Source organism: Methylomonas sp. MS20, from assembly GCF_050275925.1.
Taxonomy (GTDB): Bacteria; Pseudomonadota; Gammaproteobacteria; order Methylococcales; family Methylomonadaceae; genus Methylomonas; species Methylomonas koyamae_A.
Map to the genome: position 1 here is coordinate 120,041 of NZ_CP189963.1, position 25,223 is coordinate 145,263.

The window sequence follows — 25,223 nt, forward strand, 5'->3', positions numbered from 1 at the left end:
TATAAGGGGCTATGGATGACCAACTTACTAACCGAATTGTTAAATGCCGGGCTTATTGAAAAACTTGACGGTGACGATGGACGTTTTTCAAAAATCGAACAAGCGGCCATAACTATTGCGCAAGAACTTCGTGAACAGCCGCCACAGCTAATTCGGGCTATTTTGGCGGGGCTTGATCCCGACATAGATGAAGACGATCCCATTATTGTTAAAGCTGAACAAGCTTTGGTTGCGGAATGGAAAGCCGTGCGTTCGGTTTTTCCTGATAGGCCCATCAATATTCTCAGAGCCATTTTGCTGGATGCCTGCAATCAAGTGGCCGAGGAAGAAAATTATGCAGCTATCTTGTGGTTAACAGCGGCGGATACTTTGCCCTTATTACGGTTGGGCAGAGAAGAAGCTATCGTTCGCCAGATGCTGGAAACGTGGTTTAAGTGTGCTGAAGAAAATGCGCTGGTGGGGCATGCTCTAACTGCTGATGATACCGATCAGAATTTTGGTGTGGACTTGAAATTCCCAAAGACTAACTTGCTTGAATCACCGAAAGTAGATCGGGTGGCATTGTTAACGAAAATAGAAGGTGCGGCGGGACCTCACAATAATCAGAGTAAAGCAGCACCTAATCCTAATCCCAATTGGACTAATTCAGCGCCACAGTGGTCTTATGATTTTGCACCACGGATGCAAAAGTTGCTTGCTGATGAATTAGATTCATTGGCTGATAAATTCAATCAGTCTCAGCTTGTTGAAATTAAAGAAGTGCAGACTTATTTGAACAAGTTTACTAAAGCGGTGAATGAGTCTCTGGTTGCCCAGCAGCGTAATGTCCAAGAGGCCAGGCAAGCTGAACAAATTCGCTTAAATTCGCTGTGGTGGTCAGAGGCGCTTTACTCAACTACATTGCGTTGCAGCTATCGTGAACTCGATCCTGTAATTGCGACCGTAGTGATGGCGGTAGACCTGCTTAACGAAGTTGTCCAGCCTACAACCGCCAGCGTCGGTTACTTACTTGCCGAAGCTGTCAACCGGTTGCCTGATGCTGATTTTAGTAAAAAGCTAACATTGCAGGCATTACTTGAAACACTAGGCCAATTGCGCGACCACCTCGACAATGAACGGCTGAAAACGCTCAATGCTCCACCTGAGACCGGCCGTTTAAGCTTGCGTGATGGAGTCGCCTTAGTTTTAACCCACAAAGCACAAGATGTTTTATCGACATTGAAGCGCATGGGGGCAGACGGCGATTATGAAATGAGTTTGCCCCAATTTGCGCATACTTTCTTCAGACAAGAACAAGCGGTGCAATTGGCAGGGGCCTCGCATGTATAAGCCTTGCGCAGACAAAAGTTGTTTTGCTCATAAAGGTGAGTCTTGTGCCCTTGGAGAAACAGATTTAGCTCAGTGTGCTTCGTGGTGTGCAACGATAACTGATGATGAATCCGAAGAGATAAGCACTCCTACAACAACTTTCCGTGTGCCTTGGTCTGGCAGTGCATTAGGTTTGGCAGATATGGCAAATTTGAACCCACGTGGTCGCACCATTTTGATTGGCGTTCTGGGTGCACATGATGCAGGCAAAACAACGCTGTTAACCGGCAACTATTTGCAGTTGTTGCGAGGACAGTCACTGGCAAATGCGCAGTTTGCTGGATCTCGTACTTTGGGAGCATGGGAAGCTTTAGCTGCATGGACAAGATTTGACGATGCGGCACGTCCCGCTACATTTCCACCCCATACGCCCCGAGGTATTAGTCGCGTACCGGGTCTACTTCATTTGGCGTTGCGTAATACCAAAGGCGAGTTTAGAGATGTGCTGCTAACTGATGCGCCTGGGGAATGGTTTACTCGTTGGGCCATCAAGGAAGATGCACCGGAGGCGGAAGGCGCTAGGTGGGTTGTGCGTAATGCGGATGCGTTTTTGGTGTTTGCAGACTGCAATCGGCTAGCCGCGTCAAACCAGAAACGTGGTACGGCACGAAATGAATTACGCCAGCTTTTGGAGCGACTTGGAAATCATGTGGGCAATCGTCCCACTACTTTGGTCTGGGCAAAAGATGATATTGAACCTAGCGCGGATATCCGCTCTTCCATACAGCAAACACTGGCAAGGCAAATTCCTCATGTGATAGAGGTTAGCTCCAGCACTAACCAGCCTGCCACATTGACGAATGTAATGGAAACGGCTCTTTGTCACGCTTGGTCACCGGTGCTGGCCACTTACCAAGTTGAGCCTGTTCTCCATCACCAGCCATTTTCTGCGTTTAGAGGTTGTCATGCATACGCCTGAAATCCTGTTGCTCGGCGGGCCGGATAGCGGAAAAACACACTTTGCGGGTCAACTTTACGGGCGCTTGAAACGGAATCCGGGATTGCTTGAGCTTCGTGATACACCAGCCGACCTTACTGCGCTGGAAGAAGTGTTACATTGCCTGGAAAACGGTCATGCTGCGGAGCACACATCGGCAGGCACTTGGACTGATGTTTTATTACCTCTCAGGGATAATCATGGCAACGAGTTGGATTTGCGCTGGCCCGATTACGGCGGTGAACAGTTACTTACGATATTTACCGAACGTCAAGTGACAGAAGCGTGGCGATCTCAACTACGTTTAGCCGATGGCTGGCTGCTTCTAATACGATTGAAAAAAGAAACAACTTATCCTGATGCGCTAAAAGAACTGGCAAATCGATCCTCAGATGGTAATGGCACCACAGCACGGGCAGGCAATTGGGATGGAAACGCTCGCTGGGTTGAGCTGTTGCAAATTTTGTTGCATGTAGCTGGCCAGAGCACAGTAGCACACCTCGAACAACCACGCCTTGCGGTGCTGCTTTCTTGCTACGATGAGTTGGCGGTAGACGACCTACTACCTAGCCAAGTGTTAGCTAAAAACCTACCTTTGGTCTCCGCATTTATCGATAGCATATGGAAACCTTCTGCCATCAGTATCTGGGGGCTTTCAGCATTAGGCTGTCTATTAGAGAAGAATAGTGATAACGAAAACTTCATTAACCAAGGGCCTGAACATCAGGGCTGGGTTGTTAACCCAGATGGGCATAAGGACGCTGATCTAAGTCGCCCGCTTGCATGGTTGTTGGGTGTCGAGTGATTCAGCCTCTCAGGGCACGGTATGGTGTAAAGAATAACAGCCACGGATTGCTGGAATGGCAAGGCGAACCAACCACCTTACCTTCTGAATTGCTAGGCTTGACGGACAAACCGCCCGGTCATCTCGTTCCTGGTGAGCGTTGGTGGCCGTCTTTAGGTTGTGGAACCGTTGGCGATTGGTGGGCACTATGGTGGACGATGCCTGATGAATCGGCTTACCGTGCTGGCATGGTGAGTAGCGAGGTTGCTTTATGGCGATCGGGCGAAATTGGAGCCGTCGATGATTTACGTCCTGTGCTAGCGTCTCTTTCAGGAATTAAAGCAATCCCCTCGTCGTTGCCGGAGCAGTTGCATTCAGTGGCAGAGGCCTTGCTGTCATCAGAAGTCGAGCGATCTCCTGTATTCTCAGATTTGGATGCTTGGCCGGGAATTCTTGCTGACATTTGGTCGCGATTGTGGCCAGAAGCGCGGCGTAATTTTTCTGCGCGGGTTGCTGTGATTCCTCCCCAAGGAGGCGAGTCGAGTGCGCCGCCCCTACTTTATTGCGTAACACGGCAAAGCTTGCCTGCATGGGCCAACTTTCCGGTGATCCGCTTTAGTTCGGATTCACCTTCAATAAATCGTGCGGCCAGCTGGCTGATAGGCGAAGGCGATTCTACTTTTAAAGAAATATTGGACTCATGCCATTTCTGTTCTGGTGAACTTAAAGCACTTGATACGGTAGCCCGCGCTGCGGATCGCTTGGATAAATTGCGCGAATATCCAACACCCAATAGTGCACTCGAGTTTTTGCGCACCTTATCGGTTCTTGCTTCGTCGCATGACGAGGCAATAAATTTGAAAACCGAAGCATTAAAGGCGCTGGTTATTGATTTGAAGGGGGAGAAACTTGAGTTCGTACTAAAACTTAGAAACTTTTCCCTCGTGTTTTTAGCAAGTGATGCTTCGCTTCCAGATTCGCTCACCAGATGGGTTCATAGTCAGTCACCCTATTTAACGCCAGATGAAGCACGGCAGCTTCTTACAAGCTTAGAAGAGAATAAAGCTGAAGCGTGGTGGCAGATGTCAGTGCGTCAAGCACTGCTTAAAGGTTTCGCTAATCCTGATAAACATTGGGCCAAGAGTGCTCTTAATTGGCTCGGATTCCCTGATTGCACGATGATACTCAAAGCAATTCTTCCTTCTAGCGAAATAGTTGAAACCTGTTTGCTCGATGTCGTTGATGAGATAAGTCTTTCCGAGACTGCTTTAAGACAAATTGAAACGCAAGCGGAATCACGTCTATGGTCTCGCTTGCACGCTTGGGTAGTGATTAATTTATATTCACCATCGAAGGCATTTCAACTACAGCGGAAATTTCCGGGTAATGCGGTTGATGGTTTGAAATATCTAGTCGCGCATTTGTCAGGTGGCGATATTATCAATGAAGTGATAAGTACGCCTGACAGTCAATTAGTTCAACTTGTTGTCCAGCGCACAGTACGGGAACCGCAATTGTTGAAAGACTTGAATGCGGGTAAGGCTGTTTGGCGTGATTTATGGGCTGCACATATCGCTGCTGGTGGCGTTTGTTGGCCACCGAACGTTAACCGCGAAATCCAAGGTTTAAAGCTACTTGATGCTGTCACGATGGGCGAAAAAGAGTCATCGGGGCTGATCGCATTACTTGCTAAAGACTTGTCGGAAATTGTATTTAATTATCCTGACAGGCCGAAGCTATGGAACCAGTTAAACCCTAATAGTTGTTCCGCCTTGCTTCCCTTGGTTGCAGAAGTCTTGATACAAACCTGCAATGCTGGGCAGGTTGTTTCCAGCCCTGAACCTCAACTGGCTCAGGAAGTTCTCAAGCGAACCCGAACAATCGGTCATTCAATCAAGGTTTTTGTCGTGCTCTTTTCATCGAGTGTGTCTCCAGACGAGCAGGATTTAATTCAGTGCATCTCATCATCAACGCGAACAGACTGGCAGCCAGGAATAACCAAAATAATCGGGAAAGCGGTGTCTGAAAGAAGGTGGAAGAAGGCGGCAGAAAAATCCTATGATCGGTTTATGTCGGGAGCAATACCAGAACTGCAATCAGTTGTGGAAACTAGCCTAGAGTTATTTACCTGGCTTCAGCGTTTAAAGTTCGGTATAAAAACTGGAAATCGTGGTATCTCTTCTGTTGATGAGGATAATCTTGTATCTCGAGTTGCTGATTTAGGTGGTGATCTCGCACCTGAAGAGCTTGATGATATATGGGAGCGTGCCGGCGGGAAACGAAAGGATTTAAAAACAGGCGTTACGCCCGCAATTAGATGGCAATCAGCGGCTAAATTGGCTGAAAACGGCAAGCTAAAGAATGGATTATTGGCGTTAGTAAATGAACTGCAAAATACACATCCGCATAATCCAGAGCTAAAAGAGTTAGCGGGTATCATTTCCGAAATGAAAAATCGTTAATTATGACGGTAGTAAGCAAATAAGTATTTCTGTTCGATTGTTTGGCATGAGCTTTGTGTAGGTTGAATGGCAGCTTTCTGAGTGAAGTCGACACTCGAGTGACTCGTCTTTCAACCTTCTAACCGTCTGGTTTTGGCCGATTGGGTGAGATCGCCAACGGCGGCTATGTAGACTTCCGGTTAGACACCTCGATTTGGCTTACTGGCCGCTTTGGAGAAACACGAGTGGAAAAAATGGGCGGTTCTATTGCTTCGGTCTGTACCTTGCCTTCAAGAAGTTTAAACGTTAGCAACAGGAGTCGCTAGCTCACTATACCGGCCATCTACTGTCAGTCGATCCTGCTCGTCGACTGACTGCTAATTTCAAAGAAGGTTTTTTAGACCTTTGCCGGCTTTGAACGAGGGCAATTTAGCGGCTGCTATGGTGATTACTTCGCCGGTTTGTGGATTGCGGCCGCTACGTTCGGCGCGGTCTTTCGCCTCAAAGGAACCGAAGCCCATAAGTGAGACGGAGTCACCGGCTTTCAATGCGGATTGAATGGATTGGATAAGCCCATCCAAAGCGCGGCCTGCGTCTGCTTTGGTCAGTTTGGCGTGGCTGGCGATGGCATCAATGAGTTCAGATTTATTCATATCGGTTTGCTCCTGACGATGAAGGCAGTTGAGTGACGAATTTGCTAGCCTGATTGAGATTGCGCGAGATTATTGTAGTCAGAAAATTCAGTGATTACTTCCAGGCTAATGGTGCGCATTTTGTTCGGCAGAAGGTTCAATACATTTTGCATCATCATGCTGGGGTTTATTGACCCAATCGCTGACCGCTGTCAGGGTGATGTCGGCATAAGCATCGTTTTCGAGTAACGACAATACCGTGTCGGCTCCGGCGGCTTTGTCCAACCAAGCATGATATTGATCGGGCGGAATAATCACCGGCATGCGTTCGTGAACGGTTTGCATCCGGACGTTGGCGGCGGTGGTAATGATGGTGCAGGAATACAAAGCCTCCTGACCTGATTTCCACTGCTCCCACAGACCGGCAAAGGCGAACAAGCCTCGATCGGCGCGGTGTATGTGAAAAGCCTGTTTGCCGTCCGCGCGCTTTTGCCATTCAAAATAGCCGTCGGTGGGAATCAAACACCGTTGGTGTTTTACGGCTTCCCGAAAGGCCGGCTTTTCGGTAAGGGTCTCCCGGCGGGCGTTGCTCAATTTCCAGCCGATCTTGCGATCCTTGGCCCAAGGCGGTACCAAGCCCCACCACAAATTCACGGCTTTGCGCGTCCCGTCGGCGCGCTCGACGATATTCAGAATTTTCTGGCCGGGCGGAATGTTGTAACGGGGTTGCATGCGAATCGACTTCAGCACCTGGAAATGCTCGGCCAGTGCTTCGCTGGTTGCGGTCAAGCTGTAACGGCCACACATGGGTATAGGCTCCGCAACATGATTAGAACAAATATAGAACAATTCCGGTTTCGACGGTAGACTGCGTAATTGCATTTACTTGCACACCCAAGTGCAGAGCATCTGCACACCTAGGTGCATCACTTGCACACCCTTGGCCTGAAGGATGCGCAAGCAATGGGTTTAGGCCTCTAGGCTGTGTTTTTACCTTTCAACTTCCGCATTGATTCTCCTTTGAGTTCTATCGGATGCGCCCGATGGACGATCCGGTCCAAAATTGCGTCGGCGACCGTGGCGTCTTCGAACAATTCATACCATTTATTGGTTGGATATTGACTGGTGAGGATTAAGGAACCAACCATCGACTGCTGATCCAGGATTTCTAAAAGTATTGGCCCTAATTGAGCGGGTACGCCGCCAATACCAACATCGTCAATGATCAATAACGATGCACTAACCAGTTGACGACGTAGTTTCGGCAAGCTGCCGTCGGCCAGCCCCACGGTCAAGTTTTCAAACAAACGCGTTGCGGTCATATAAAGCGTACCTAACTGTAGTTTCTTGATTTCATAACCGGCTTTTCTTGCACTTATCCGGCATTTTCATCTCAAATTAACTGACTCTATAAAATCACTTTTTCTCACATTAATTGCACAGGGCGGTTTTCTTTCTCGCATTAAATGATTTTATCGAGTTGGATTTCTCGCTTTATTTGATTCTATCCTACGCCCATAAACGATAAATTGAAGGCGCGAGCTTTATAAAATCCCCAGCTTATGGATTTCCTTGTTAAAATCCTCAGCCCGTGCTGCTGGCAATTGTCCGTTGAAATACGCCTTGATTTCGCCCCGCCTGGCATTCAGATGTTCGCACAAAGCCGTAGTGTTATACCCATGCCGGGCCAGTTTGGGTTCCAGCGTGTTTAAGTCGGGCGATAATACGGTTTCGACAATCTCCACATCGACCGGTTTTGTGCCTGTGGTGGCACCCTTGATCAAGGCGAGCGTCAGGTAATGGCAGATTTGCAACGGCGTGATCAGCCGTTCCGCCAAGAGATTGATCGCGTCGGGGGTCACGATGTCATGGACGGCTGTTTTCGGTTTGCTGCAATGCGTCAACACCCATTCGATATACTTCTGTTTCTGTTGCCCCCAACTGTCCAAGCTAAACAATTTAGCCCGCGCACCGATTTCTTCCATGGTCGGCTTGTTGAGGTCATTGCCCAGTTTTGGGTGGCCGACCATGATAATGGTCAAGATGCCTTTGGCATCCTCAATGGTTTCAATCAATTGTTTTAGCGCAATCAAGGTGCGCCAATGGAGATCATGGGCGCCATCGATGAAGAACGCGATAGGCTTGTTGATTTTACGGATCAGTTCTTGGAGTTTCCTTTCCCTGATCTCGGCTTGGGTAGGCACCTTAAAATCCTTTGGGGTGGGCAAATCGGCGAATAGCGCGGCATATAAGGTGTTAATGTTGACGCGGCGCTTGTCGGTCGCCAACGACTTGGCGACAACCACCTGGTTGTTTTTCTTTAAGCCATCCTGAAAATGCCGGATAACCCGAGTCTTGCCAACGCCGACGATGCCGGTCAAGGTAATGATGCCGCCTGACATGACGGCGGCTTCAAGGCTATGCAAAACACTTTTAAAGGCTTCAGTCTCAAAGTAGTCGGCTTTATCCAAATCCTTGGCCAAGCCATAGTATTGCATCATTTCACCGTACATCAGTCACCTCCCGAATGCCCGGCCGAGCTTAAAGTAAAATACGCGCGAATTTTGTCCAGCACCGTCTTCTTGTCCAATGTCTCATCGAGGATCGTATTGATGGCGGCTATTTGCAGGTCGGTCAACCGGGACAAGGGTTTGCCGAGATAATCTGCAATGGCAGTCTTGGCATCCAACTTGTTTTTGAATATGGTAGGTTGCAGGAATGGGCTGTCATCGAATGGCATCGATTTGGGTTTTTCCATCTGGACGATATTGGCTTGGGCCAACAGGGCTTGGTCGCTGCCGTTAATGCCGGACAATGCGGAACGTGGCAAGCTGAGCGTTTTTGCCAATTCCCCGATCCGATCCGCTTTTAGCTCAACGCAGCTCTTTTTGTGTTTCCGGAACTTGCCGAACGGGATCGGCCCCTCTTCAGGATAGAAAGGCCCTTGTTTCTCGTCATTGAACTCAACATAGAGTTCGTTATCAAAAATCCCCCAAAGCAAGGTGATGTCTTGCCCCGCCATGTCATGGCTTAATTGATAGCGGATGCCGTCAATACCGACGCAGGCGTTGCTGTCCGCCTTGCGCTGTTCCGGTTCACGGGCGAAAGTGCGGAAGCGATCCCACGAACACATTTCCCTAAACCCTTGCGACGGCAGATTTTGTAGCCAATCCGCCATACGGGAATGGTCTTCATAGCGGTGATCCATCGCGTTATATTCCTCTAAATACCTGTGTAACCAGGCATTAGCTTCTTCCAGCGTTTCCGGCTGCTGGAGATGGTAAAGGGTTTCCAAGGAAGATTTGATGGTCAGGAAAGAACGTTCCACTTTGCCCTTGGATCGTGAGGTGGTGCGCCTTCCATCGCTGCCCCTTGGCATATGTACCCGCACTTCGATGCCCAGTTGCTTCATAACCCACAAGAACACCCGGCTTTTAGACACCGGGCCGGCATCCATATAAATGACCGAAGGGATGCCCTGGAATGGGTTGTTCTTGTCCTTCTTGGCGGACATCGCATTAAACAGGAACAATAGCGCGGTTATCACGTCTTCGCCTTTTACCAAATGGTATTCCTGGTAACAAACCCCGCTCCGGTCATCGGTAACACCGGCCAAAGCCAGATATTCCGAACCCTCTTTTAGCGTTTTGCCGAAAAATTCCGGCTTTTTCAAGTCTGACGGCGAGAAATCAAATTGCCAGCACTCATTGCTAAAGGTTGCCTGGAAGGGCGTCCAGGGTGGCTCTATGGTCAGGGTGCGGTTGTCGTATCCCCATTGTTTCAGATAACGGCTGACCGTGCTGAGCTTGAGCAGGCCGGATTCGACTTTAACCAATCCCTCCGCCGTTTCAATGCCCGACTTTTCGAGGATTCCAATACAAGCCTTGGTCGATAAGCGCCGTCCTTTTTTGCTGGTCGTCCGAAGTTTCAGCGCCGCAATCAATTCGCAGTAACGGCGCATGTCTACCGCGGGCAGGCTTCTTGATGTATTGTAATCGCTGCGGTGGGTCAAATATGGCAGTTGATGCGTGCGTAATTGTCGCCGGACAGTGGATGCCGAAATCCCAAATGCTTCGCAGGTTGCCTCAACAAGGTCTTTGCGTTGGGTATCCCTTGGGGACAGCGCATCCAGTTGGTTTTGAAGTGCTATCAGTACCTCAAAAGGGAGGCGTTTACGCGGCACGAACCCTGTCCCGTTTAGGCCGACTGATGCCGTGCTTGCTCATCCAGTTGCGCAAATTGGCGGAAGTGGTGCCATATCGACCGGCAATAAAAAATAGGGTTGCGCCATTTGCAAGCAAAGCTTCAATTTCAGGGCGGAACGGGTCGAGCTTGCTCTTGCCCGGCCCTTTGGGGCGGCCTAACGTCATACCGGCGGCTTTTTTGGCACGCAAGGCTTCTGTTGTGCGCTGCGAGATCAAATCGCGTTCAATTTCGGCAGCCATGGAAAACGCCATTGCGACGATCTTGCTTTGGATGCTTTGGTCAAGCCGCCAATTGCCTTTCACCGAATAGACATGGACACCGCGTTCCATCGCAATCGACAAAATTTCCATGCACTCCAACATACTTCGCCCCAAGCGGGACATTTCGCTGACCACTAAATTATCTCCCGTTTGAAGGTCTTCGATGACTTGGGCAATCTTGCGTTTGCGCCAGGAGATTTTGCCGGAGGCTTTTTCTTCAGTGAATTTGACCTGACCCAGATTGTGGTGATTGGCCAGCACCAAAATATCTGCCTTGTTTTTCTCCAAGTCCTGGTCTGCGGTCGATACCCGTAAATAACCGATCGTTTGTGCCATCAATTTGCCTAAAATGCCTATAAAATCATCAAAGGTAATGAAAACCCTAAAAACAGGTTTTATAATAACCAAAAATGGATTGAAAACACAGTGCTTTTCTTTAACTAAAGCGGATAGCAAAAACGTTCGTTTTTAATGATGTTTATTGCCATCATAACCCCCAAAAAATTCAAATGCAGTTGGCAAACACCAACCCAATAAACCAGCTATCGGCTTTCAGTTTCCTGATGGATAATTTGCATTATGTTGTCATATCTGACTACAATAATCGGAGCAAGGAGCGCGTATGACAGAAAAGACAAGGCCGATTTCATGGATCAAGGCGGCCCGGAAGGATTTTGAAGATTTTCCCATGCCGGTGCAGCTAGAAGCCAACCGCGCACTGACTGTCGCGGCGGAAGGGCGTAAGGCCGACAATGTGAAACCGTTGAAGGGCTTCGACAGCGGTATTATGGAAATTGTTCTGCGCCACCGTGGGGATGCTTTCCGCGTTGTTTATGCCGTGCAAATTGGGGTCGTCTCAGAATTCGGAAAAAATCGTACGCTAAGTGAGCGGCTGGCTACCAGAGATGCGATTGTGAAACACTTCGTCATTTATGGTATTTTGCTAAAACTGGCTTGAGCGTGCAGGCTCCAAGCTCACAAAAGGGGGTAGCCATGATCGGCTCGATTGGTTCGTATTCCACAACCCAGGCAGGCGGCGCGGCGGCTTTCAAAGCGGCTTCGGCGACCGAGCGGGTTTCTGACGCTTCAGAAAATCAGGGCGCGTCAGGTACGCAAGGCGGCACACAGACGATTTCCACGCTGGCCCGACAGCTGGCCGCAAGCGCCAGCCGTGCCGAAGAACGAGACAAGACCCTCACACGCTCGGAATTAGCTGACAAGGCGAAAAGCATTATGAATCACGTAGTTGGTGATTCATACTATGCAAATAAAACACTGCACGACAGCGAGATTCCCAATACCAGTGACCCGGAATTACTGTCTAGAGCCAAACAGGCAACGGCATTCGTTAATGATGCATCTAGAGGCGGCCACTCGATAAAAAACCCATTTTCCGGCCTATCGCGAGAACAGTTGTCAAACATTATTTACGACGAGAGCGGTACGTATACGGTGAATGAGCGTCATGCTGCTTGGCGAGAGTCTTACGATCAGGAAGAAGCGTGGCGAGAGAAAGTGGCAGCCCAAGCCATGGCCGAATACAACAGCACGGGGAAACTGACGAATTTCTTCAGTTCCGTGCTGGACCATTTCAAGGAACTGCCTGCAATCGAGCAAGCGCAATATCCAAAAGATTATGCCAGCGATCTACAGTCCAAGATTGATCTGGATTTTAACTACCGTACACACAAGGCAGAGGGTAAAGACAAAGACCCCATGAGCTTGATCGAGATGCTATTCGAGCAAAGCCCACAACAAACCAATGAATTGCCCCAAGAGCCGAAAAACACCACTGACTCACCAACTGTAAGGAGTAATCCATGAAATTGTTGCAAAAACTGCTCGCCGCCACCTCCATTTTCGCCGCCACAGCCGCGATTGCAGGCCCGCCAGTAACTGTCACCTTAAAAAACAACAACACAACAACAGATGCGACCTACAGGATCGTTACAACCAACGAATCCAGTACATATGCCAACGCTTCCCCAAAACCGGCTACAACTGTTTCGAAGTTGGGTTCCAACTCTTATGCCGTGACGAGCCTGATCAGCCCGGACGTCAACTATGCAAACGTCCGCTATAAAATCGGCTCCAAGGAATGCGTGTTCGGCACAACCTTCGTCAACGCGCTGCAACCCGGTGGCTACAAGATCCCGAAATGGACCAAGACCGCAACGGGTAGCGGCGGAGCGATCTGCACTGCCACCATTACCTCGACCAACTTGCCAATTATGACGAGCTCGTTTTTCGCACATAACCGGGCTCGATATGCAGGTTCCAAGTACGAGGAAGGATTATCATGATCGGCTCGATTGGCTCGTATTCCACAACCCAGGCAGGCGGCGCGGCGGCTTTCAAAGCGGCTTCGGCGACCGAGCGGGTTTCTGACGCCTTGGAAAATCAGGGGGCGTCAGGTATGCAAGGCGGCACACAGACGATTTCCACACTGGCCCGACAATTGGCCGCGAGTGCCAGCCGTGCCGAAGAACGGGACAATACCCTCTCTCGTTCGGAATTGGCTGACAAGGCAAAGACCGCCTTGAGTCAAATATCGGGAGATTCTTACCAAGTTAACAAGAAAAAGCACGACGACGAAGTTCCCAATACTAGCGACCCTGTTTTGTTAGCTAGAGCCAAGCAAGCCACAGAGTTTGTGAATAGGGGCCGTCTCAGAAAACGGAAAAAATCGTACGCTAAGCCGGTTGCAGCGGTCGTAGCGGCCTGAACTTGCCCGCACCGATCTTGGCGCTGCTGCGCCAAAGGTAATCGCCGGTCAGGTTGATATGCTCCCAACCCAGCGGTGACAAGTACTGCAACAGCGCATCATCGACAGCGTGGCCGTTACCACGCAGGGCATTCGCGGCACGCTCCAGATAGACCGTGTTCCACAGCACGATGGCGGCCGTCACCAGGTTGAGGCCGCTGGCCCGGTAGCGCTGCTGCTCAAAACTGCGGTCACGGATTTCGCCCAGGCGGTTGAAGAACACGGCGCGGGCCAGCGCGTTGCGCGCCTCGCCCTTGTTCAGCCCGGCATGGACGCGGCGGCGCAGCTCGACGCTTTGCAGCCAATCTAGAATGAACAGTGTGCGCTCGATGCGGCCCAGCTCGCGCAGCGCGACGGCCAGGCCGTTCTGGCGTGGGTAACTGCCGAGTTTGCGCAGCATCAGGGAGGCCGTGACGGTGCCCTGCTTGATCGAGGTGGCCAGCCGCAGGATTTCGTCCCAATGGGCGCGCACGTGCTTGATGTTGAGCGTGCCGCCGATCATCGGCTTCAGCCCGTCGTGGGCGGCATCGCCCTTCGGGATGTAGAGCTTGGTGTCGCCCAGGTCGCGGATGCGCGGCGCGAAGCGGAAGCCCAAGAGGTGCATCAAGGCGAAGACGTGATCAGTGAAACCCGCCGTGTCGGTGTAATGCTCTTCGATGCGCAGGTCGGATTCGTGGTACAGCAGGCCGTCGAGCACGTAGGTCGAATCGCGCACGCCGACGTTCACGACCTTGGTGTGGAACGGCGCGTACTGGTCGGAGATGTGGGTGTAGAACGTCCGCCCTGGGCTGCTACCGTATTTGGGGTTGATGTGGCCGGTGCTCTCGGCCTTGCTGCCGGTGCGGAAGTTCTGGCCATCCGACGATGACGTGGTGCCGTCGCCCCAGTGCTCGGCGAAGGGATGCCGGAACTGCGCATTGACCAGCTCGGCCAGCGCCGTCGAGTAGGTTTCGTCGCGGATATGCCAGGCTTGCAGCCACGCCAGCTTGGCATAGGTCGTTCCGGGGCAGGACTCCGCCATCTTGGTCAGGCCCAAGTTGATGGCGTCGGCCAGGATCGTGGTCAGCAGCAGGTTCTTGTCCTTGGCCAGGTCGCCCGATTTCAGGTGTGCGAAGTGCCGGGTGAAGCCCGTCCATTCGTCCACCTCCAGCAGCAGTTCGGTGATCTTGACGTGCGGCAGGATTATGGCCGTCTGGTTAATCAACGCTTGAGCGGTATCGGGCACTGCCGCATCGAGCGGCGTGATCTTCAGGCCCGACTCCGTGATGATGGCGTCCGGCAGCTCATTGGCCAGCGCCATGCGGTTGATGGTGGCGAGCTGCGTTTCCAGCAGCGTCAGCCGCTCATGCAGGTACTGGTCGCAGTCGGTGGCCACGGCCAGCGGCAATTCGCTGGCCTGCTTGAGGCTGGCGAATTTCGCGGGTGTCACCAGATAGTCCTCGAAGTCCTTGAACTGGCGCGAACCCTGCACCCAGATGTCGCCGGAACGCAGCGCGTTCTTCATCTCCGACAACGCACACAGTTCGTAGTAACGCCGGTCGATGCCCGTGTCGGTCATGACCAGCTTCTGCCAGCGCGGCTTGATGAAATCGGTCGGCGCGTCGGCGGGCACCTTGCGGGCGTTGTCGCTGTTCATGCCGCGCAGCACTTCGATGGCGTCGAGCACGTCCTTGGCTGCGGGCGCGGCACGCAGCTTGAGCACGGCGAGGAATTCAGGCGCGTAGCGGCGCAGCGTGGCGTAGCTCTCGCCGATACGGTGCAGGAAATCGAAGTCCTCGGGTTGCGCGAGCCGTTGCGCTTCGGTGACGCTTTCGGCGAAGGCGTCCCAGGACATGACGGCCTCGATGGCGGCGAACGGATCGCGGCCCAATTGCTTGGCCTCAATCAGTGCCTGCCCGATACGCCCGAACAGCCGCACCTTGGCGTTGATCGCCTTGCCGGACGCCTGGAACTGCTGCTGATGCTTGTTCTTGGCGGCGTTGAACAGTTTGCCCAGGATACGATCATGCAGGTCAATGATTTCGTCGGTGACGGTGGCCGTGCCCTCGATGGCGAGCGCCACCAGGGTGGCGTATCGACGCTGCGCTTCGAACTTGGCCAGGTCAGCCGGTGTCATCTGGCCGCCCTCGCGGGCGATCTTGAGCAGCCGGTTCTGGTGAATCAGCCGCTCGATGCCGGAAGGCAGGGCGAGCGCCTGCCAGGCTTTGAGGCGTTCGATGTGTTCGAGCATGTGCCGCGAATTCGGCTTGGCCGGTGACTGGCGCAGCCAAGCCAACCAGGTCGTCTTGCCGTTGTCACGGCGCTTGAGCAGATCGTCGAGGCGGCGACGATGCACGTCCGACAGCGGCTCAGCCAAGGCGTTGTAGATATGCCGGTTGGCGCGGGTGATCGCCTCGGCGCAGACGCGCTCGACAACGTCCAGCGTCGGCAAGATGATGTGTCGGTGCCGCAGGGAGTCGAGGATGCTGCTGGCCAGCACGATGCCCTTGTCGGTTTGCAAGGCCAACTCGGTTGCGGAATGGACAGCCTGCCGATAGTGCGTCAGGCCGAACGGCTCCATGCTCAGGTACGCCCGCAGTTCGAGCAGGTGTTCGCGCCGGGTTTCCTCCCGCTCGGCATACTGCGGCCAACATGCCGGGTCGAGCCGCAGTTGCCGTCCGATCCATTGCAGCAGGGGCATCGGCACGGCAGCGTCGGGCAGTAGCCCCTGACCGGGGAAGCGCAGTAAGCACAACTGCACTGCGACACCCAGGCGGTTGGCATCACCGCGCCGCTGGCGGATCAGTGATAGGTCTGGCTCGCTGAACGTGTATTGCCGGATGAGTTCGTCTTGGGTATCGGGCAACCCCAAGAGGCTGTCGCGCTCGGCAGCGGAGAGGATTGAACGGCGGGGCATGCGGTTTCCTTCTTCTTGAAAACGTTCGTTTGTGACAAGCCCACCAAGGCAACCGGCGCGGCACGGGAAATCAAGGTGTTGCAATTCTCGAAAATAGTTCTTGAAACTCTATTCTTATCCGCATATCATTTCAACGAGTTTCGATAAGAAAAGGTGCTCCATGCGACCGTCCGTTGTGCTTGAGATGAAACGAAGCGCAGTGCGCGAAGCGGCAAGCCGCTTTCGGGTGGCGAACCCACGCGTCTTCGGATCGGTGCTTCGCGGCACCGACCTGGACGGTAGCGACCTTGATCTGTTGGTCGATGCGCTACCCGGCGCGACCCTGTTTGATCTCGGTGGCCTGCAAGACGAGCTGGAAGCGCTGCTTGGCGTCCACGTCGATTTATTAACGCCTGCCGATCTGCCGCCGAAGTTCCGGGCCAAGGTGCTCGCGGAGGCACAGCCGGTATGAGCGAGAACCGACTGCCCGACTACCTCGACCACATGCAGCAGGCCACCACCGATGCGTGCAATTTCGTGGAGGGCCTGGATAAAAACGATTTCCTTGAGGACAGGCGCACCCAGCAGGCCGTCATCATGAGTCTCATCATTATCGGCGAGGCGGCCACGAAGGTGATGGACGGCTACGCCGAGTTCGCGCAGGCACACCCCGATGTGCCATGGCGCAGCATGCGCGGCATGCGCAACCGCATCGCCCACGGCTATTTCGACATCAACCTCGACGTGGTGTGGGAGACGGTGCAAACGGCATTGCCGGCGCTACTGAAGCAACTGCCCGCAGTGCGCGGGGACGCAGCCGACGACGCCCCAAGCGATCCTGCACCGGGCGCGCCATGCTGATCGGCTATGCACGGGTCTCGACTCAGGATCAGAACCTTGATCTTCAACTCGAAGCCTTGACCAAAGCGGGCTGCAAGAAGGTCTTCGACGACAAGATCAGCGGTAGCCGAGCCGAGCGACCCGGACTCACCAAAGCGCTGGAAATGCTGCGCGAGGGCGACACCCTCGTTGTCTGGAAGCTGGATCGCTTGGGCCGCAGCGTCAAAAACCTAGTCGATCTGATTAGCGAACTGCACCGGCAAGGTGTCCAGTTCAAAAGTCTCACCGATGCCATCGACACCGGCACGCCATCCGGCCGGTTTTTCTTCCATGTCATGGCCAGCCTGGCTGAAATGGAACGGGAATTGACGGTAGAGCGCACCCGCGCCGGGCTGGAGCTTGCCCGCCAGCTTGGCCGCAAGGGTGGTCGCAAACGCCAAATGACCGACAGCAAGATCGAGTCGGCCAAGAAATTGCTGGCCAGCGGCATCCCGCCTCGGGATGTAGCCAAAAACCTGGGGGTGTCGGTGCCGACCCTGTACCGCTGGATTCCGGCCTCGATGCGTGCGTAATGCAGTTGTGATCTGTTTTTCGAGACGACCTGGAATTCCCCAATGAACAGTTCACCAGAATGTCAAGCGCAAGCCCTGATGACGCTGGAAGGCGTCAGCCAGACTTACCGTATTGGGGATCGAATAATTCCCATTTTAAGAAATATCTCCTTAACTCTCTGGCGGGGTAAAACATGCGCCCTACTCGGTGCGTCAGGGTCGGGCAAGAGCACGCTGCTTAATATTCTGGGGCTGCTTGATCGACCGCTATCCGGTCGATTCCAGTTCGCCGGCCAGGACATGCTTACTGCAAGCGTGGATGAACTGGCTACGATTCGCAATCGCGAGATCGGGTTTGTTTTCCAGTCATTCAATTTGTTGCCGCACCTTACCGCATTGGACAATGTGGCCTTGCCGTTAACATATCGTGGAATGTTGCGTCACGAGGCACATGCGTATGCACTAGACCAAATGCGGCGAGTAGGTCTGGCAGGCCATGCTGCGCACCGGCCCGGGCGGCCCAGCAATTGCTGCTGTGGCGGCGAAGATGGAGGTGGCGGCGAGCAGTTTCGGCAACAATTTCATGGATTACTCCTTACGGTTGGTGAGTTAGTAGTGTTTTCTGATTTTTGGTGGAGTTCATTGGCTTGTTGCGGGCTTTGCTCGAATAGCATCTCGATCAAGCTCATGGGGTCTTTGCCTCTACCTTCTGCCTGGTGGGTGCGGTAGTTAAAGTCCAGATCGATCTTGGACTGTAGGTCGCTGGCATAATCTTTGGGATATTGCGCCTGCTCGATGGCAGGCAGTTCCTTGAAGTGGTCAAGTACGGATTTGAAGAAATTGGTCAGTTTTCCCGTGCTGTTGTATTCGGCCATGGCTTGGGTTGTGACCTTTACACGCCATTCTTCTTCTTGACGATCGGCTTCATAGGAGGCCGCTCTTCGTTCATTGACTGTATAAGTCCCGCTATCGTCATAAATGATGTTCGCCAATTGCTCTCGTGATAAACCGGCAAATGGATTTTTCTCAGAGGTTCCGCCTCTAGCCGCACTATTAACGTACTCCGTCGCCTGCTTGGCTCTGGCCAATAATTCTGGGTCGCTCGTCTTAGGCACTTCACTGTCGTGTTTGGCCTTGTTGGCGAAGTAAGCATCACCCTGTATCTGGCTCAAAGCGGTTTTTGCCTTGTCCGCCAATTCCGAACGGGTGAGTGTCTTATCCCGCTCTTCGGCACGGCTGGCGCTCGCTGCCAGTTGTCGGGCCAGTGTGGAAATCGTCTGTGAGCCACCTTGGGTGCCCGATGTGCCCGAACTTTCCGTAGCGTCGGAAATCGGGTCGGTTGCCGAAGCCGCCTTGAATGCTGCCGCGTTGCCTATCTGGGCTGTGGAATACGAACTAATTGAGCCGATCATAACTGCCTCCGTGAGCCTAGGATCTAGCAATCCAGACCGATAATATCATAACGCCATAAATGACGACGGATTTTTAGGCGTCAATTCAGTGCATCGAAACTCCCTGCTGCCCAGCGGAGTTCTGCCCAAGGACGTGGCCAAAAACCTCGGCGTGTCCATTCCGATCTTATAACGCTGGATACCAGCCTCCGCGCATGCTTAGCGTACGATTTTTTCCGTTTTCTGAGACGACCCCAAATTGACGAAGATTTATGGGTGATCCATGCTTTCCAGAAAAAATCGAAGGAAGGCATTAAAACGCCAAAATATGAAATTGACCTTGTGCATGAACGCCTAAAACGATTGAAGGAGGTGCTGCGATGAATGACGAACCGTTTGATATTGTCCGGGGTAGCGGAAACGTCTTTGCCGATTTCGGCCACCCTAATGCGGAAGTTGAACAACTGAAAGCATTGCTGGCCGCCGAAATAATCGGTGTCCTGGATGACCGTGCGCTGACGGTGCGTAACGCTGAAGACCAAACCGGCATTGCCGCCGCCGACTTTTCGCGCATCCGCAAGGTAAAGCTCAACCGCTTCACTATTGACCGCCTGATGACAATCCTTAAACGTCTCGATCAGGATGTTGACGTGAGGGTGACTGTCCGCCCGCACCACGCAAGTGGGATCGATCCTCGCCTTGTATAACAGCCATCAAAAGCGCCTTCGTGCCAGGCATGGAACGGCATCAAATGGTTCCAAAAGGCGGGACTCAACTGTTTTGAATTTTCTTTGTTAGGATTGCAGCCTACTGCTGCCACATATCATTGGGTAATGCATCACTCCAATATCAGCAACTGACCAGAAGCCGATATCCAGCATCGGTTCCACTGACCGCTTTAGGCGAAGAGGCGCTTAAATCGCCGCACCGCGAAGCCGAACATGAGTGCGCCGAGAACGACGATGCCGAAGATGTCGTGCCAGACGTAGGCCAGGCCGTTGCCCTTGAACAAGACCTGGTAGCTGAAATCGAAGTAATAGCGCAGGGGCGAGAGAAGGCTTAGGTACTGCACCCAGGGCGCCATGCTTTCCGGCGGGGTGATGGCGCCCGACAGCATCAGCATGGGGTACATGATGAGCAGGAGCAGCATCATGACCTGGGCAATGTTACGGGCCAGCATGGCGATGACGAGCCCCAAGCTGGCGACGCAGGCCGTATACAAGACGGTGACGCTGTAGAAGAGGAGGAGACTGCCGCGGATGGGCGTGCCGAACACGCCTTGCACTACACCGAACAAGGCCATGAGGGAGAACACGAGCACCAGGACGACGGTGGGGATGATTTTCGCAGCGAACAGCTCGGCCGGGCGCAAAGGGCTCACCAACAGCTGCTCCAGGGTGCCGTAGGTTTTCTCCCGCACCATGGCCGCGGCGGTGAGCAGCATGGACACCATGGTAATCACGTTCATCATTTCCAACAGACTGGAAAACCATGGGTTGGAAATATTGGGGTTGTAGGCCACGCGCAGGCGCGCATCCACCTGGGGAATTCCCGCAACGATGAGACCCCGGGTTTGCAGGATGTCCCGATTGAAGTCCTGGGCGATGCGGGCGAGATGGCTGCCGGCGATCGTCGCCGTGCGCGACAGGGTGCCGTCCGAAATCACCTGGAAGCTGGCCTTTCCCTCGGCGATGGCGCGATCGAAATCGGGCGGGATGACCAGTCCCACGCCGGCCTTGCCGGCATCCAGCGCATGGACCAGTTCCGCGTCACTGCTCACAGAGCCGACGAGCTTGAAATGGGGCGCACGCAGCCGAGAAACCAGTTCCCGGCTGGCCGGGCTTCGCGCCAGATCGAGCACCGCCACGGGATAATTCCTAAGCTCCGAGGTGATGGCATGGCCCATGACGTAAATATTGCCGCTGAAGGCCCAGAACAGAATGAACAAGATGGGTATATCCCCCAGCAACTGGGCGAACTCCTTGCGCAGCATGGCGATGAATCGTCCCATCGTCAGCCGATCCGCTTGTTCAGGAACATCCAGGCGAGGCCGTACAACAGCACACTGTAGACCGTCAGCGCCAAGAGGTTGGGCCAATAGAAGGCGAAACCCAGTCCTTTGAGATAGGCGCCGCGCACCATGTCCATGAAATGGGTGGCGGGGAGCAGATAGGCCACGAACTGGCCGATCCGGTCCTGGCTGGCCACCGGTGCCATGAAACCGGAATAGTTGAAGGAGGGCGTCACGGTGGCGAGGAAAGTGACCAGCATGGCGGCGATCTGAGTGCGCGTCAGCACCGAAACCAAGAGACCGATACCGATGGTGCAGGCCGAGTACAATAGGGCGCCGGCGGAAAGCAGCCAGAAACTGCCGATGAAGCGCACCCCGAACAGCACTATGCTCATGGCGAACAGAATCAGGTAATCGAGAAAGATCACCCCAACATAAGGCAGCGCCTTGCCGGCGATGATTTCCCAGCGCCGGGCGGGCGAGGCGTAGTAGTTGAAGATGGTCCCGGCCTCCTTCTCCCGCACCACCAGCAGCGCGCCCAAAATGGCCGGATAGAGCATCAGGATGATGACCATCATGCCGGGCACGATGAAGTTCTTGCTTTCCAGCGCCGGGTTATACCAGACCGAGACCGCCATCTGCACCGGCTGCGGCGGAGGCAGGCCACTCCGGCTCATGGCCCGCTCGAAGAGGCGCTGGTTGTAAAGGCCGTTGATCGCGGAGACATAGCCCACCATCACCTCCGCTCTTTCGGCGAAGGAGCCGTCCACGGTGACGCCCAGGGAAACCGGTTCTCCCCCGGTGATCTTGCGGGAAAAATCCGGCGGGATGTCGACGATGACACGCGCCTTGCCGGAACGCAGCCAATGTTCCACTTCGCCGGTATCGTTGGTCACGCCCACCAGGTCGAAGTAGTCGGAATGGGTGTAGCCGTCCATGTAGTCGCGGCTGAAAAAGGAGCGGTCGTGATCCACGAACAGAATGGGCATATGCGTGACGTCGGCGGACATCCCATAGCCGAACAGCAACATCAAGGCAATCGGGACGATGAAGGCCAGACCGAGATACACCGGATCGCGCAGCAGTTCCCGGGTTTCCTTCAGTAAAATGGCGCGGGTGCGTTCAAACATCTCTCACTCCAGTACTCTCCAGAAAGCTGGCGAAGGTTTCCTCCATCGACAAGCCTTGAACCGCGATTTCCGCCGATATTCCGGCACGATTGAGGGCTGTGGATGCCTGATCTCGATCCGCCTCGGGGGTAAGGCTTTGCCATTGAATGCGTCGGCCGTACAGCATGGCCTTGGGAAAAATGGCGTGCAGCAACTTAAAGGCCGGGGCGAACTCGCCGGTTTGCACCGCCAGTAAGGTGCCGGCGCGGGTTTTCGCCGTTTGCTTCAATTCGGACGGCGTACCCAAGGCGATCAACTGGCCAGCTTGCATCAGGCCCAGCCGATGGCAATGCTCGGCCTCGTCCATATAATGGGTGGACACTAGCACCGTGACACCGCTTTGCTCGGCCAAAAGATGCACGATGTCCCAGAACTGGCGGCGGGCGACCGGATCGACGCCGGAGGTGGGTTCGTCGAGGAATACCACCGGCGGTTCGTGCAACAGCGCGCAGGCCAAACCAAGGCGTTGGCGCAAGCCCATGGGCAACGAGTCAGTCAGACGACTGGCGTATTCGCCGAGTCCCAGGCTAGCCAACAGGCTATCGATGCGCGGTCGCCGTTGCGCCGTTGTCAGGCCGTAGAGGCCGGCATACAGCACCAGGTTGGCGGCCACGGTCAAATCCCGGTACAGGGAAAAGCGCTGCGACATGTAGCCGATGTGCTCGCGCAATGCGAAGCGCTGTTTATCCACGTCGAGACCGGCCACGCGGCCCTGGCCCGCGCCGGGCTTTTGCAGGCCGCACAGCATCTTGATCAAGGTGGTCTTGCCCGCGCCATTGGGTCCCAGGAGACCGAAGATTTCGCCGGTACTGATGGCGAGATTCACCCGGTTGACTGCGGTGAAATCGCCGAAGCGGCAAGTCAAACTGCGGGTCTCGATCGCGTGCTTGCTCGCTCCGTCGGCGGGACGAAGCGGGGCCACGGCCAGTTCAAGGGCTTCGCTTTGCGCCGACTCCCGTTGGGTGACACGATGAACGAATACATCCTCCAAGTTACCGGTGATGAGGCGAACCGACACGCCCTGCAAACCCTGGCGGGCGAGTTGCGCATGCAAATCGGCTGTTTCGACCGTCAGCAGTACATGCACTTCCGCGCCGAACAAAGCGACCGAGGCCGAGCCATTCCAGTCCGCCAAGGCGGCGCGGATTGCCTTCACCGGTGCGCCGGAAACGGCAACCAACGTACCGGGCAGGCTGCGCGCCAGTTCATCCGGCGTGCCGGCGGCGATGATGCGCCCCCGGTGCATCATCGCCACATCGTGGCAGCGCTCCGCCTCGTCCATATAGGAGGTGGTCAACAGCACCGTGACGCCGCGTTCGGCGACCAGTTCGTGGATGATGGTCCAAAAGTCCCGCCGCGACAAGGGATCGACGCCGGTGGTCGGCTCATCCAGCAGCAGCACGTCGGGCAGGTGCAGTAGGGTACAGATCAGGGCCAGTTTCTGGCGCATGCCGCCGGAAAGCTTGCCGGCGGGACGATCCAGAAAAGGCGCGAGACGAGTCATGGCCAGCAGGCGGTCGCGATTTTCCCAGAACTGTCCTTCCGGAATCAGTCGGAGGTCGCGGAAGAATTCGATATTTTCCGCCACCGTCAAGGTATCGTAGAGATTCTGGCCTAGGCCCTGGGGCATGTAACCGAGACGGGATTTGACCGCTTCGGGATCGCCGATGGCGGATATGCCTTCCACCCTGGCATCGCCGCCATCGGCGGAAAGCACCCCCGCCAACACCTGGATCACGCTGGTTTTGCCGGCCCCGTCCGGGCCGATCAGACCAAACACCTGGCCTCGGCGCACCGAGAAAGACACGCCATCCACCGCCAGTGGCCCCTTGCGGCCGTAACGCTTGCTCAGGCTGTCGACATCGATGATAGCCGATGCGTTCACGTCACGGCCTCACCCAAGGCGCGCCTTCCCGCCAACGGATCACGCCATCGGCGGGCATACCGGGTTTGAGTATGCCGCCAGGATTTTCTTTCAGCCTCAGCTCGACTGCGAACACCAGTTTGACCCGTTCCTCCTTGGTCTCGACGTTCTTGGGGGTGAACTCCGCCTGTTGCGCCACTTTGCTGACCCGGGCCGAAAACGCCCGGTCGGGGTAGGCGTCTACATAGATTTGCGCCTCCTGGCCCAAGGCCACCTTACCGATCTGGGGTTCCGGGATATAGACCTTGAGGTAAAGTTGATTCAGGTCCACCAGAGTGAACAGCGGCATGCCGACATTGACCCATTCACCCAGTTCGACGGTGCGGGTCAGTATCGTGCCAGCCAGCGGACTCCTGAGCGAAAACCGCTCGAAGATGCCTTGCTGTTCGGCCAGCTGCGCTACGGCCTGTTTCAACTGGGCGGCCATGGCGTCGCGCTCGGCGGACTGAACGGCGATGCGTTGCTCGCCCAGTTTGGCCAGGGCCAGTTGTTTTTCCGCCCGCGCCTGAGTCTCACGCGCCGCCACCAGGGCCTTGTCTTCCACCACCACGGAAAGCCGCATGTTTTCCGCCTGCAGTCGCGAGGCGGCGTCGGCCGCCGCCAGATTGGCGTAACGTTCGGCGTCGCGCCGGGCTTGTTCGGCGCGAGCCACCGTCCGCTCCACCTGGGCGCGGGCTTCGGTCACGGCGGCCAGCGCTTGGGCGATTTCCAGCGGTACTTGCCGGCGCAGCAGTTCCAGTTGCACCTCCACCGCACGCAGTTGTTCGGCGAGGGCGTCGCGGCGGGCCGCATGACTCCGAATGCGCTCGCGTAGCGCCGGGTCGTCCAGTACCAGCAGTACTTCGCCCAGCGCCGCCGTCTGACCTTCGTCCTTGTCGAGTTTGTCCACCCGGCCAAAAGCTTCCGGCGTCACCGTGGTAATGCGCCCCTCGATGCGGCCATTGGCGGTCAGGAGGCCATTGTCCCGACCGGCAAACCACCCTGAACGGATGGCCCATCCAAGGGCCAGTATCAATGTCGCGGCAGCGAGCCATGGCCATAGCTTTTTATTCGACATAGTGTGTGTTCCC

At 54.5% G+C, this 25,223-nt stretch carries 25 protein-coding genes and 1 pseudogene; 13 read left to right on the plus strand and 13 right to left on the minus strand.

The window, feature by feature from the left end; translation table 11 throughout:
• Positions 1-15 precede the first annotated feature (15 nt).
• From ACQE3D_RS25075 to ACQE3D_RS25090, 4 genes are read left to right on the plus strand one after another with little or no spacing between them, the layout of a single operon-like run.
• On the plus strand, positions 16-1,329 hold the full coding sequence (locus ACQE3D_RS25075) for a GTPase-associated system all-helical protein GASH (RefSeq protein WP_427551892.1): 1,314 nt from the start codon (positions 16-18) through the stop codon (positions 1,327-1,329).
• A complete protein-coding gene (locus ACQE3D_RS25080; RefSeq protein ID WP_427551893.1) occupies positions 1,322-2,287 on the plus strand; it encodes a TRAFAC clade GTPase domain-containing protein in 966 nt (321 codons plus the stop codon). The genes ACQE3D_RS25075 and ACQE3D_RS25080 overlap by 8 nt, the downstream gene beginning before the upstream one ends.
• Positions 2,274-3,110, plus strand: a complete 837-nt coding sequence (locus tag ACQE3D_RS25085; protein WP_427551894.1) for a hypothetical protein — start codon at positions 2,274-2,276, stop codon at positions 3,108-3,110. The genes ACQE3D_RS25080 and ACQE3D_RS25085 overlap by 14 nt, the downstream gene beginning before the upstream one ends.
• The gene (locus ACQE3D_RS25090; RefSeq protein ID WP_427551895.1) at positions 3,107-5,551 is read left to right on the plus strand and encodes an effector-associated domain EAD1-containing protein; all 2,445 of its coding nucleotides are present in this window, start codon (positions 3,107-3,109) and stop codon (positions 5,549-5,551) included. The genes ACQE3D_RS25085 and ACQE3D_RS25090 overlap by 4 nt, the downstream gene beginning before the upstream one ends.
• Positions 5,552-5,913: 362 nt before the next feature.
• Here the strand turns inward: ACQE3D_RS25090 and ACQE3D_RS25095 are convergent, their stop codons facing one another.
• From ACQE3D_RS25095 to ACQE3D_RS25120, 6 genes are all read right to left on the minus strand, one after another.
• Entirely contained in the window at positions 5,914-6,237 is a 324-nt protein-coding gene (locus tag ACQE3D_RS25095) for an HU family DNA-binding protein (protein ID WP_427501822.1), read from the minus strand.
• 51 nt (positions 6,238-6,288) lie between these two features.
• The gene (locus ACQE3D_RS25100) at positions 6,289-6,969 is read right to left on the minus strand and encodes an SOS response-associated peptidase (RefSeq protein ID WP_427551884.1); all 681 of its coding nucleotides are present in this window, start codon (positions 6,967-6,969) and stop codon (positions 6,289-6,291) included.
• Between the two features lie 170 nt (positions 6,970-7,139).
• Positions 7,140-7,484, minus strand: a complete 345-nt coding sequence (locus ACQE3D_RS25105) for an ATP-binding protein (protein WP_427551885.1) — start codon at positions 7,482-7,484, stop codon at positions 7,140-7,142.
• Positions 7,485-7,706: 222 nt separating this feature from the next.
• Complete coding sequence (locus ACQE3D_RS25110) at positions 7,707-8,675, minus strand: ExeA family protein (RefSeq protein ID WP_427551886.1); 969 nt, start codon at positions 8,673-8,675, stop codon at positions 7,707-7,709.
• A complete protein-coding gene (locus ACQE3D_RS25115) occupies positions 8,675-10,345 on the minus strand; it encodes an IS481 family transposase (RefSeq protein WP_427551887.1) in 1,671 nt (556 codons plus the stop codon). Before ACQE3D_RS25115 ends, ACQE3D_RS25110 begins: the two co-directional genes overlap by 1 nt.
• Positions 10,335-10,964, minus strand: coding sequence for a recombinase family protein (locus ACQE3D_RS25120; protein ID WP_319960966.1), 630 nt, complete (start codon positions 10,962-10,964; stop codon positions 10,335-10,337). The genes ACQE3D_RS25115 and ACQE3D_RS25120 overlap by 11 nt, the downstream gene beginning before the upstream one ends.
• Positions 10,965-11,250: 286 nt before the next feature.
• On the opposite strand from ACQE3D_RS25120, the gene ACQE3D_RS25125 reads away from it, so the two are divergent.
• The 4 genes from ACQE3D_RS25125 to ACQE3D_RS25140 are packed head-to-tail and all read left to right on the plus strand — an operon-like array spanning position 11,251 to position 13,353.
• Positions 11,251-11,586, plus strand: coding sequence for a type II toxin-antitoxin system RelE/ParE family toxin (locus ACQE3D_RS25125; protein ID WP_427551888.1), 336 nt, complete (start codon positions 11,251-11,253; stop codon positions 11,584-11,586).
• A gap of 35 nt (positions 11,587-11,621) precedes the next feature.
• Positions 11,622-12,452, plus strand: a complete 831-nt coding sequence (locus ACQE3D_RS25130) for a hypothetical protein (RefSeq protein ID WP_200158754.1) — start codon at positions 11,622-11,624, stop codon at positions 12,450-12,452.
• Positions 12,449-12,931 (plus strand): hypothetical protein, encoded by a 483-nt coding sequence (locus ACQE3D_RS25135; RefSeq protein WP_427551889.1) that lies wholly within the window; start codon positions 12,449-12,451, stop codon positions 12,929-12,931. Before ACQE3D_RS25130 ends, ACQE3D_RS25135 begins: the two co-directional genes overlap by 4 nt.
• On the plus strand, positions 12,928-13,353 hold the full coding sequence (locus ACQE3D_RS25140) for a hypothetical protein (RefSeq protein ID WP_427551890.1): 426 nt from the start codon (positions 12,928-12,930) through the stop codon (positions 13,351-13,353). Before ACQE3D_RS25135 ends, ACQE3D_RS25140 begins: the two co-directional genes overlap by 4 nt.
• Here ACQE3D_RS25140 and ACQE3D_RS25145 read toward each other — a convergent pair.
• Complete coding sequence (locus ACQE3D_RS25145) at positions 13,322-16,288, minus strand: Tn3 family transposase (protein ID WP_427551896.1); 2,967 nt, start codon at positions 16,286-16,288, stop codon at positions 13,322-13,324. The two genes, ACQE3D_RS25140 and ACQE3D_RS25145, sit on opposite strands and share 32 nt — an antisense overlap.
• Before the next feature lie 160 nt (positions 16,289-16,448).
• On the opposite strand from ACQE3D_RS25145, the gene ACQE3D_RS25150 reads away from it, so the two are divergent.
• The 4 genes and pseudogenes from ACQE3D_RS25150 to ACQE3D_RS25165 all read left to right on the plus strand — a co-directional run.
• Positions 16,449-16,739, plus strand: a complete 291-nt coding sequence (locus ACQE3D_RS25150) for a nucleotidyltransferase family protein (RefSeq protein ID WP_423682362.1) — start codon at positions 16,449-16,451, stop codon at positions 16,737-16,739.
• Positions 16,736-17,128 carry a DUF86 domain-containing protein gene (locus ACQE3D_RS25155; protein ID WP_423680256.1) on the plus strand — a complete coding sequence of 131 codons (393 nt, stop codon included), beginning with the start codon at positions 16,736-16,738 and terminating at the stop codon, positions 17,126-17,128. The genes ACQE3D_RS25150 and ACQE3D_RS25155 overlap by 4 nt, the downstream gene beginning before the upstream one ends.
• Positions 17,122-17,679 (plus strand): recombinase family protein, encoded by a 558-nt coding sequence (locus tag ACQE3D_RS25160; RefSeq protein WP_423680257.1) that lies wholly within the window; start codon positions 17,122-17,124, stop codon positions 17,677-17,679. Before ACQE3D_RS25155 ends, ACQE3D_RS25160 begins: the two co-directional genes overlap by 7 nt.
• Before the next feature lie 78 nt (positions 17,680-17,757).
• Positions 17,758-18,144: pseudogene (locus ACQE3D_RS25165) on the plus strand (ABC transporter ATP-binding protein); the annotation flags it as partial.
• Here ACQE3D_RS25165 and ACQE3D_RS25170 read toward each other — a convergent pair.
• On the minus strand, positions 18,121-18,243 hold the full coding sequence (locus ACQE3D_RS25170; RefSeq protein ID WP_423682383.1) for a hypothetical protein: 123 nt from the start codon (positions 18,241-18,243) through the stop codon (positions 18,121-18,123). The pseudogene ACQE3D_RS25165 and the gene ACQE3D_RS25170 sit on opposite strands and share 24 nt — an antisense overlap.
• A complete protein-coding gene (locus ACQE3D_RS25175) occupies positions 18,240-19,070 on the minus strand; it encodes a hypothetical protein (RefSeq protein ID WP_427551897.1) in 831 nt (276 codons plus the stop codon). The genes ACQE3D_RS25170 and ACQE3D_RS25175 overlap by 4 nt, the downstream gene beginning before the upstream one ends.
• A 359-nt stretch (positions 19,071-19,429) precedes the next feature.
• On the opposite strand from ACQE3D_RS25175, the gene ACQE3D_RS25180 reads away from it, so the two are divergent.
• On the plus strand, positions 19,430-19,756 hold the full coding sequence (locus ACQE3D_RS25180; RefSeq protein WP_427551898.1) for a helix-turn-helix domain-containing protein: 327 nt from the start codon (positions 19,430-19,432) through the stop codon (positions 19,754-19,756).
• 191 nt (positions 19,757-19,947) lie between these two features.
• On the opposite strand, the gene ACQE3D_RS25185 is transcribed toward ACQE3D_RS25180, so the two are convergent.
• From ACQE3D_RS25185 to ACQE3D_RS25200, 4 genes are read right to left on the minus strand one after another with little or no spacing between them, the layout of a single operon-like run.
• Entirely contained in the window at positions 19,948-21,060 is a 1,113-nt protein-coding gene (locus ACQE3D_RS25185; RefSeq protein ID WP_427551899.1) for an ABC transporter permease, read from the minus strand.
• A gap of 2 nt (positions 21,061-21,062) precedes the next feature.
• Positions 21,063-22,190, minus strand: coding sequence for an ABC transporter permease (locus ACQE3D_RS25190; RefSeq protein ID WP_319960962.1), 1,128 nt, complete (start codon positions 22,188-22,190; stop codon positions 21,063-21,065).
• Positions 22,183-24,114 carry an ATP-binding cassette domain-containing protein gene (locus ACQE3D_RS25195; RefSeq protein ID WP_427551900.1) on the minus strand — a complete coding sequence of 644 codons (1,932 nt, stop codon included), beginning with the start codon at positions 24,112-24,114 and terminating at the stop codon, positions 22,183-22,185. Before ACQE3D_RS25195 ends, ACQE3D_RS25190 begins: the two co-directional genes overlap by 8 nt.
• A 1-nt stretch (position 24,115) precedes the next feature.
• On the minus strand, positions 24,116-25,210 hold the full coding sequence (locus ACQE3D_RS25200) for an HlyD family secretion protein (RefSeq protein WP_427551901.1): 1,095 nt from the start codon (positions 25,208-25,210) through the stop codon (positions 24,116-24,118).
• Between the last annotated feature and the right edge of the window lie 13 nt (positions 25,211-25,223).

Bases quoted from the DNA above. Each gene is read 5' to 3' on its own strand.
- ACQE3D_RS25185 (WP_427551899.1), bottom strand. From the start codon at position 21,060: ATGGGACGATTCATCGCCATGCTGCGCAAGGAGTTCGCCCAGTTGCTG.
- ACQE3D_RS25200 (WP_427551901.1), bottom strand. From the start codon at position 25,210: ATGTCGAATAAAAAGCTATGGCCATGGCTCGCTGCCGCGACATTGATA.
- ACQE3D_RS25125 (WP_427551888.1), top strand. From the start codon at position 11,251: ATGACAGAAAAGACAAGGCCGATTTCATGGATCAAGGCGGCCCGGAAG.
- ACQE3D_RS25170 (WP_423682383.1), bottom strand. From the start codon at position 18,243: ATGAAATTGTTGCCGAAACTGCTCGCCGCCACCTCCATCTTCGCCGCC.
- ACQE3D_RS25145 (WP_427551896.1), bottom strand. From the start codon at position 16,288: ATGCCCCGCCGTTCAATCCTCTCCGCTGCCGAGCGCGACAGCCTCTTG.
- ACQE3D_RS25180 (WP_427551898.1), top strand. From the start codon at position 19,430: ATGAATGACGAACCGTTTGATATTGTCCGGGGTAGCGGAAACGTCTTT.
- ACQE3D_RS25155 (WP_423680256.1), top strand. From the start codon at position 16,736: ATGAGCGAGAACCGACTGCCCGACTACCTCGACCACATGCAGCAGGCC.
- ACQE3D_RS25135 (WP_427551889.1), top strand. From the start codon at position 12,449: ATGAAATTGTTGCAAAAACTGCTCGCCGCCACCTCCATTTTCGCCGCC.
- ACQE3D_RS25085 (WP_427551894.1), top strand. From the start codon at position 2,274: ATGCATACGCCTGAAATCCTGTTGCTCGGCGGGCCGGATAGCGGAAAA.
- ACQE3D_RS25080 (WP_427551893.1), top strand. From the start codon at position 1,322: ATGTATAAGCCTTGCGCAGACAAAAGTTGTTTTGCTCATAAAGGTGAG.
- ACQE3D_RS25120 (WP_319960966.1), bottom strand. From the start codon at position 10,964: ATGGCACAAACGATCGGTTATTTACGGGTATCGACCGCAGACCAGGAC.
- ACQE3D_RS25150 (WP_423682362.1), top strand. From the start codon at position 16,449: ATGCGACCGTCCGTTGTGCTTGAGATGAAACGAAGCGCAGTGCGCGAA.
- ACQE3D_RS25100 (WP_427551884.1), bottom strand. From the start codon at position 6,969: ATGTGTGGCCGTTACAGCTTGACCGCAACCAGCGAAGCACTGGCCGAG.
- ACQE3D_RS25110 (WP_427551886.1), bottom strand. From the start codon at position 8,675: ATGTACGGTGAAATGATGCAATACTATGGCTTGGCCAAGGATTTGGAT.
- ACQE3D_RS25160 (WP_423680257.1), top strand. From the start codon at position 17,122: ATGCTGATCGGCTATGCACGGGTCTCGACTCAGGATCAGAACCTTGAT.
- ACQE3D_RS25140 (WP_427551890.1), top strand. From the start codon at position 12,928: ATGATCGGCTCGATTGGCTCGTATTCCACAACCCAGGCAGGCGGCGCG.
- ACQE3D_RS25075 (WP_427551892.1), top strand. From the start codon at position 16: ATGACCAACTTACTAACCGAATTGTTAAATGCCGGGCTTATTGAAAAA.
- ACQE3D_RS25175 (WP_427551897.1), bottom strand. From the start codon at position 19,070: ATGATCGGCTCAATTAGTTCGTATTCCACAGCCCAGATAGGCAACGCG.
- ACQE3D_RS25105 (WP_427551885.1), bottom strand. From the start codon at position 7,484: ATGACCGCAACGCGTTTGTTTGAAAACTTGACCGTGGGGCTGGCCGAC.
- ACQE3D_RS25130 (WP_200158754.1), top strand. From the start codon at position 11,622: ATGATCGGCTCGATTGGTTCGTATTCCACAACCCAGGCAGGCGGCGCG.
- ACQE3D_RS25190 (WP_319960962.1), bottom strand. From the start codon at position 22,190: ATGTTTGAACGCACCCGCGCCATTTTACTGAAGGAAACCCGGGAACTG.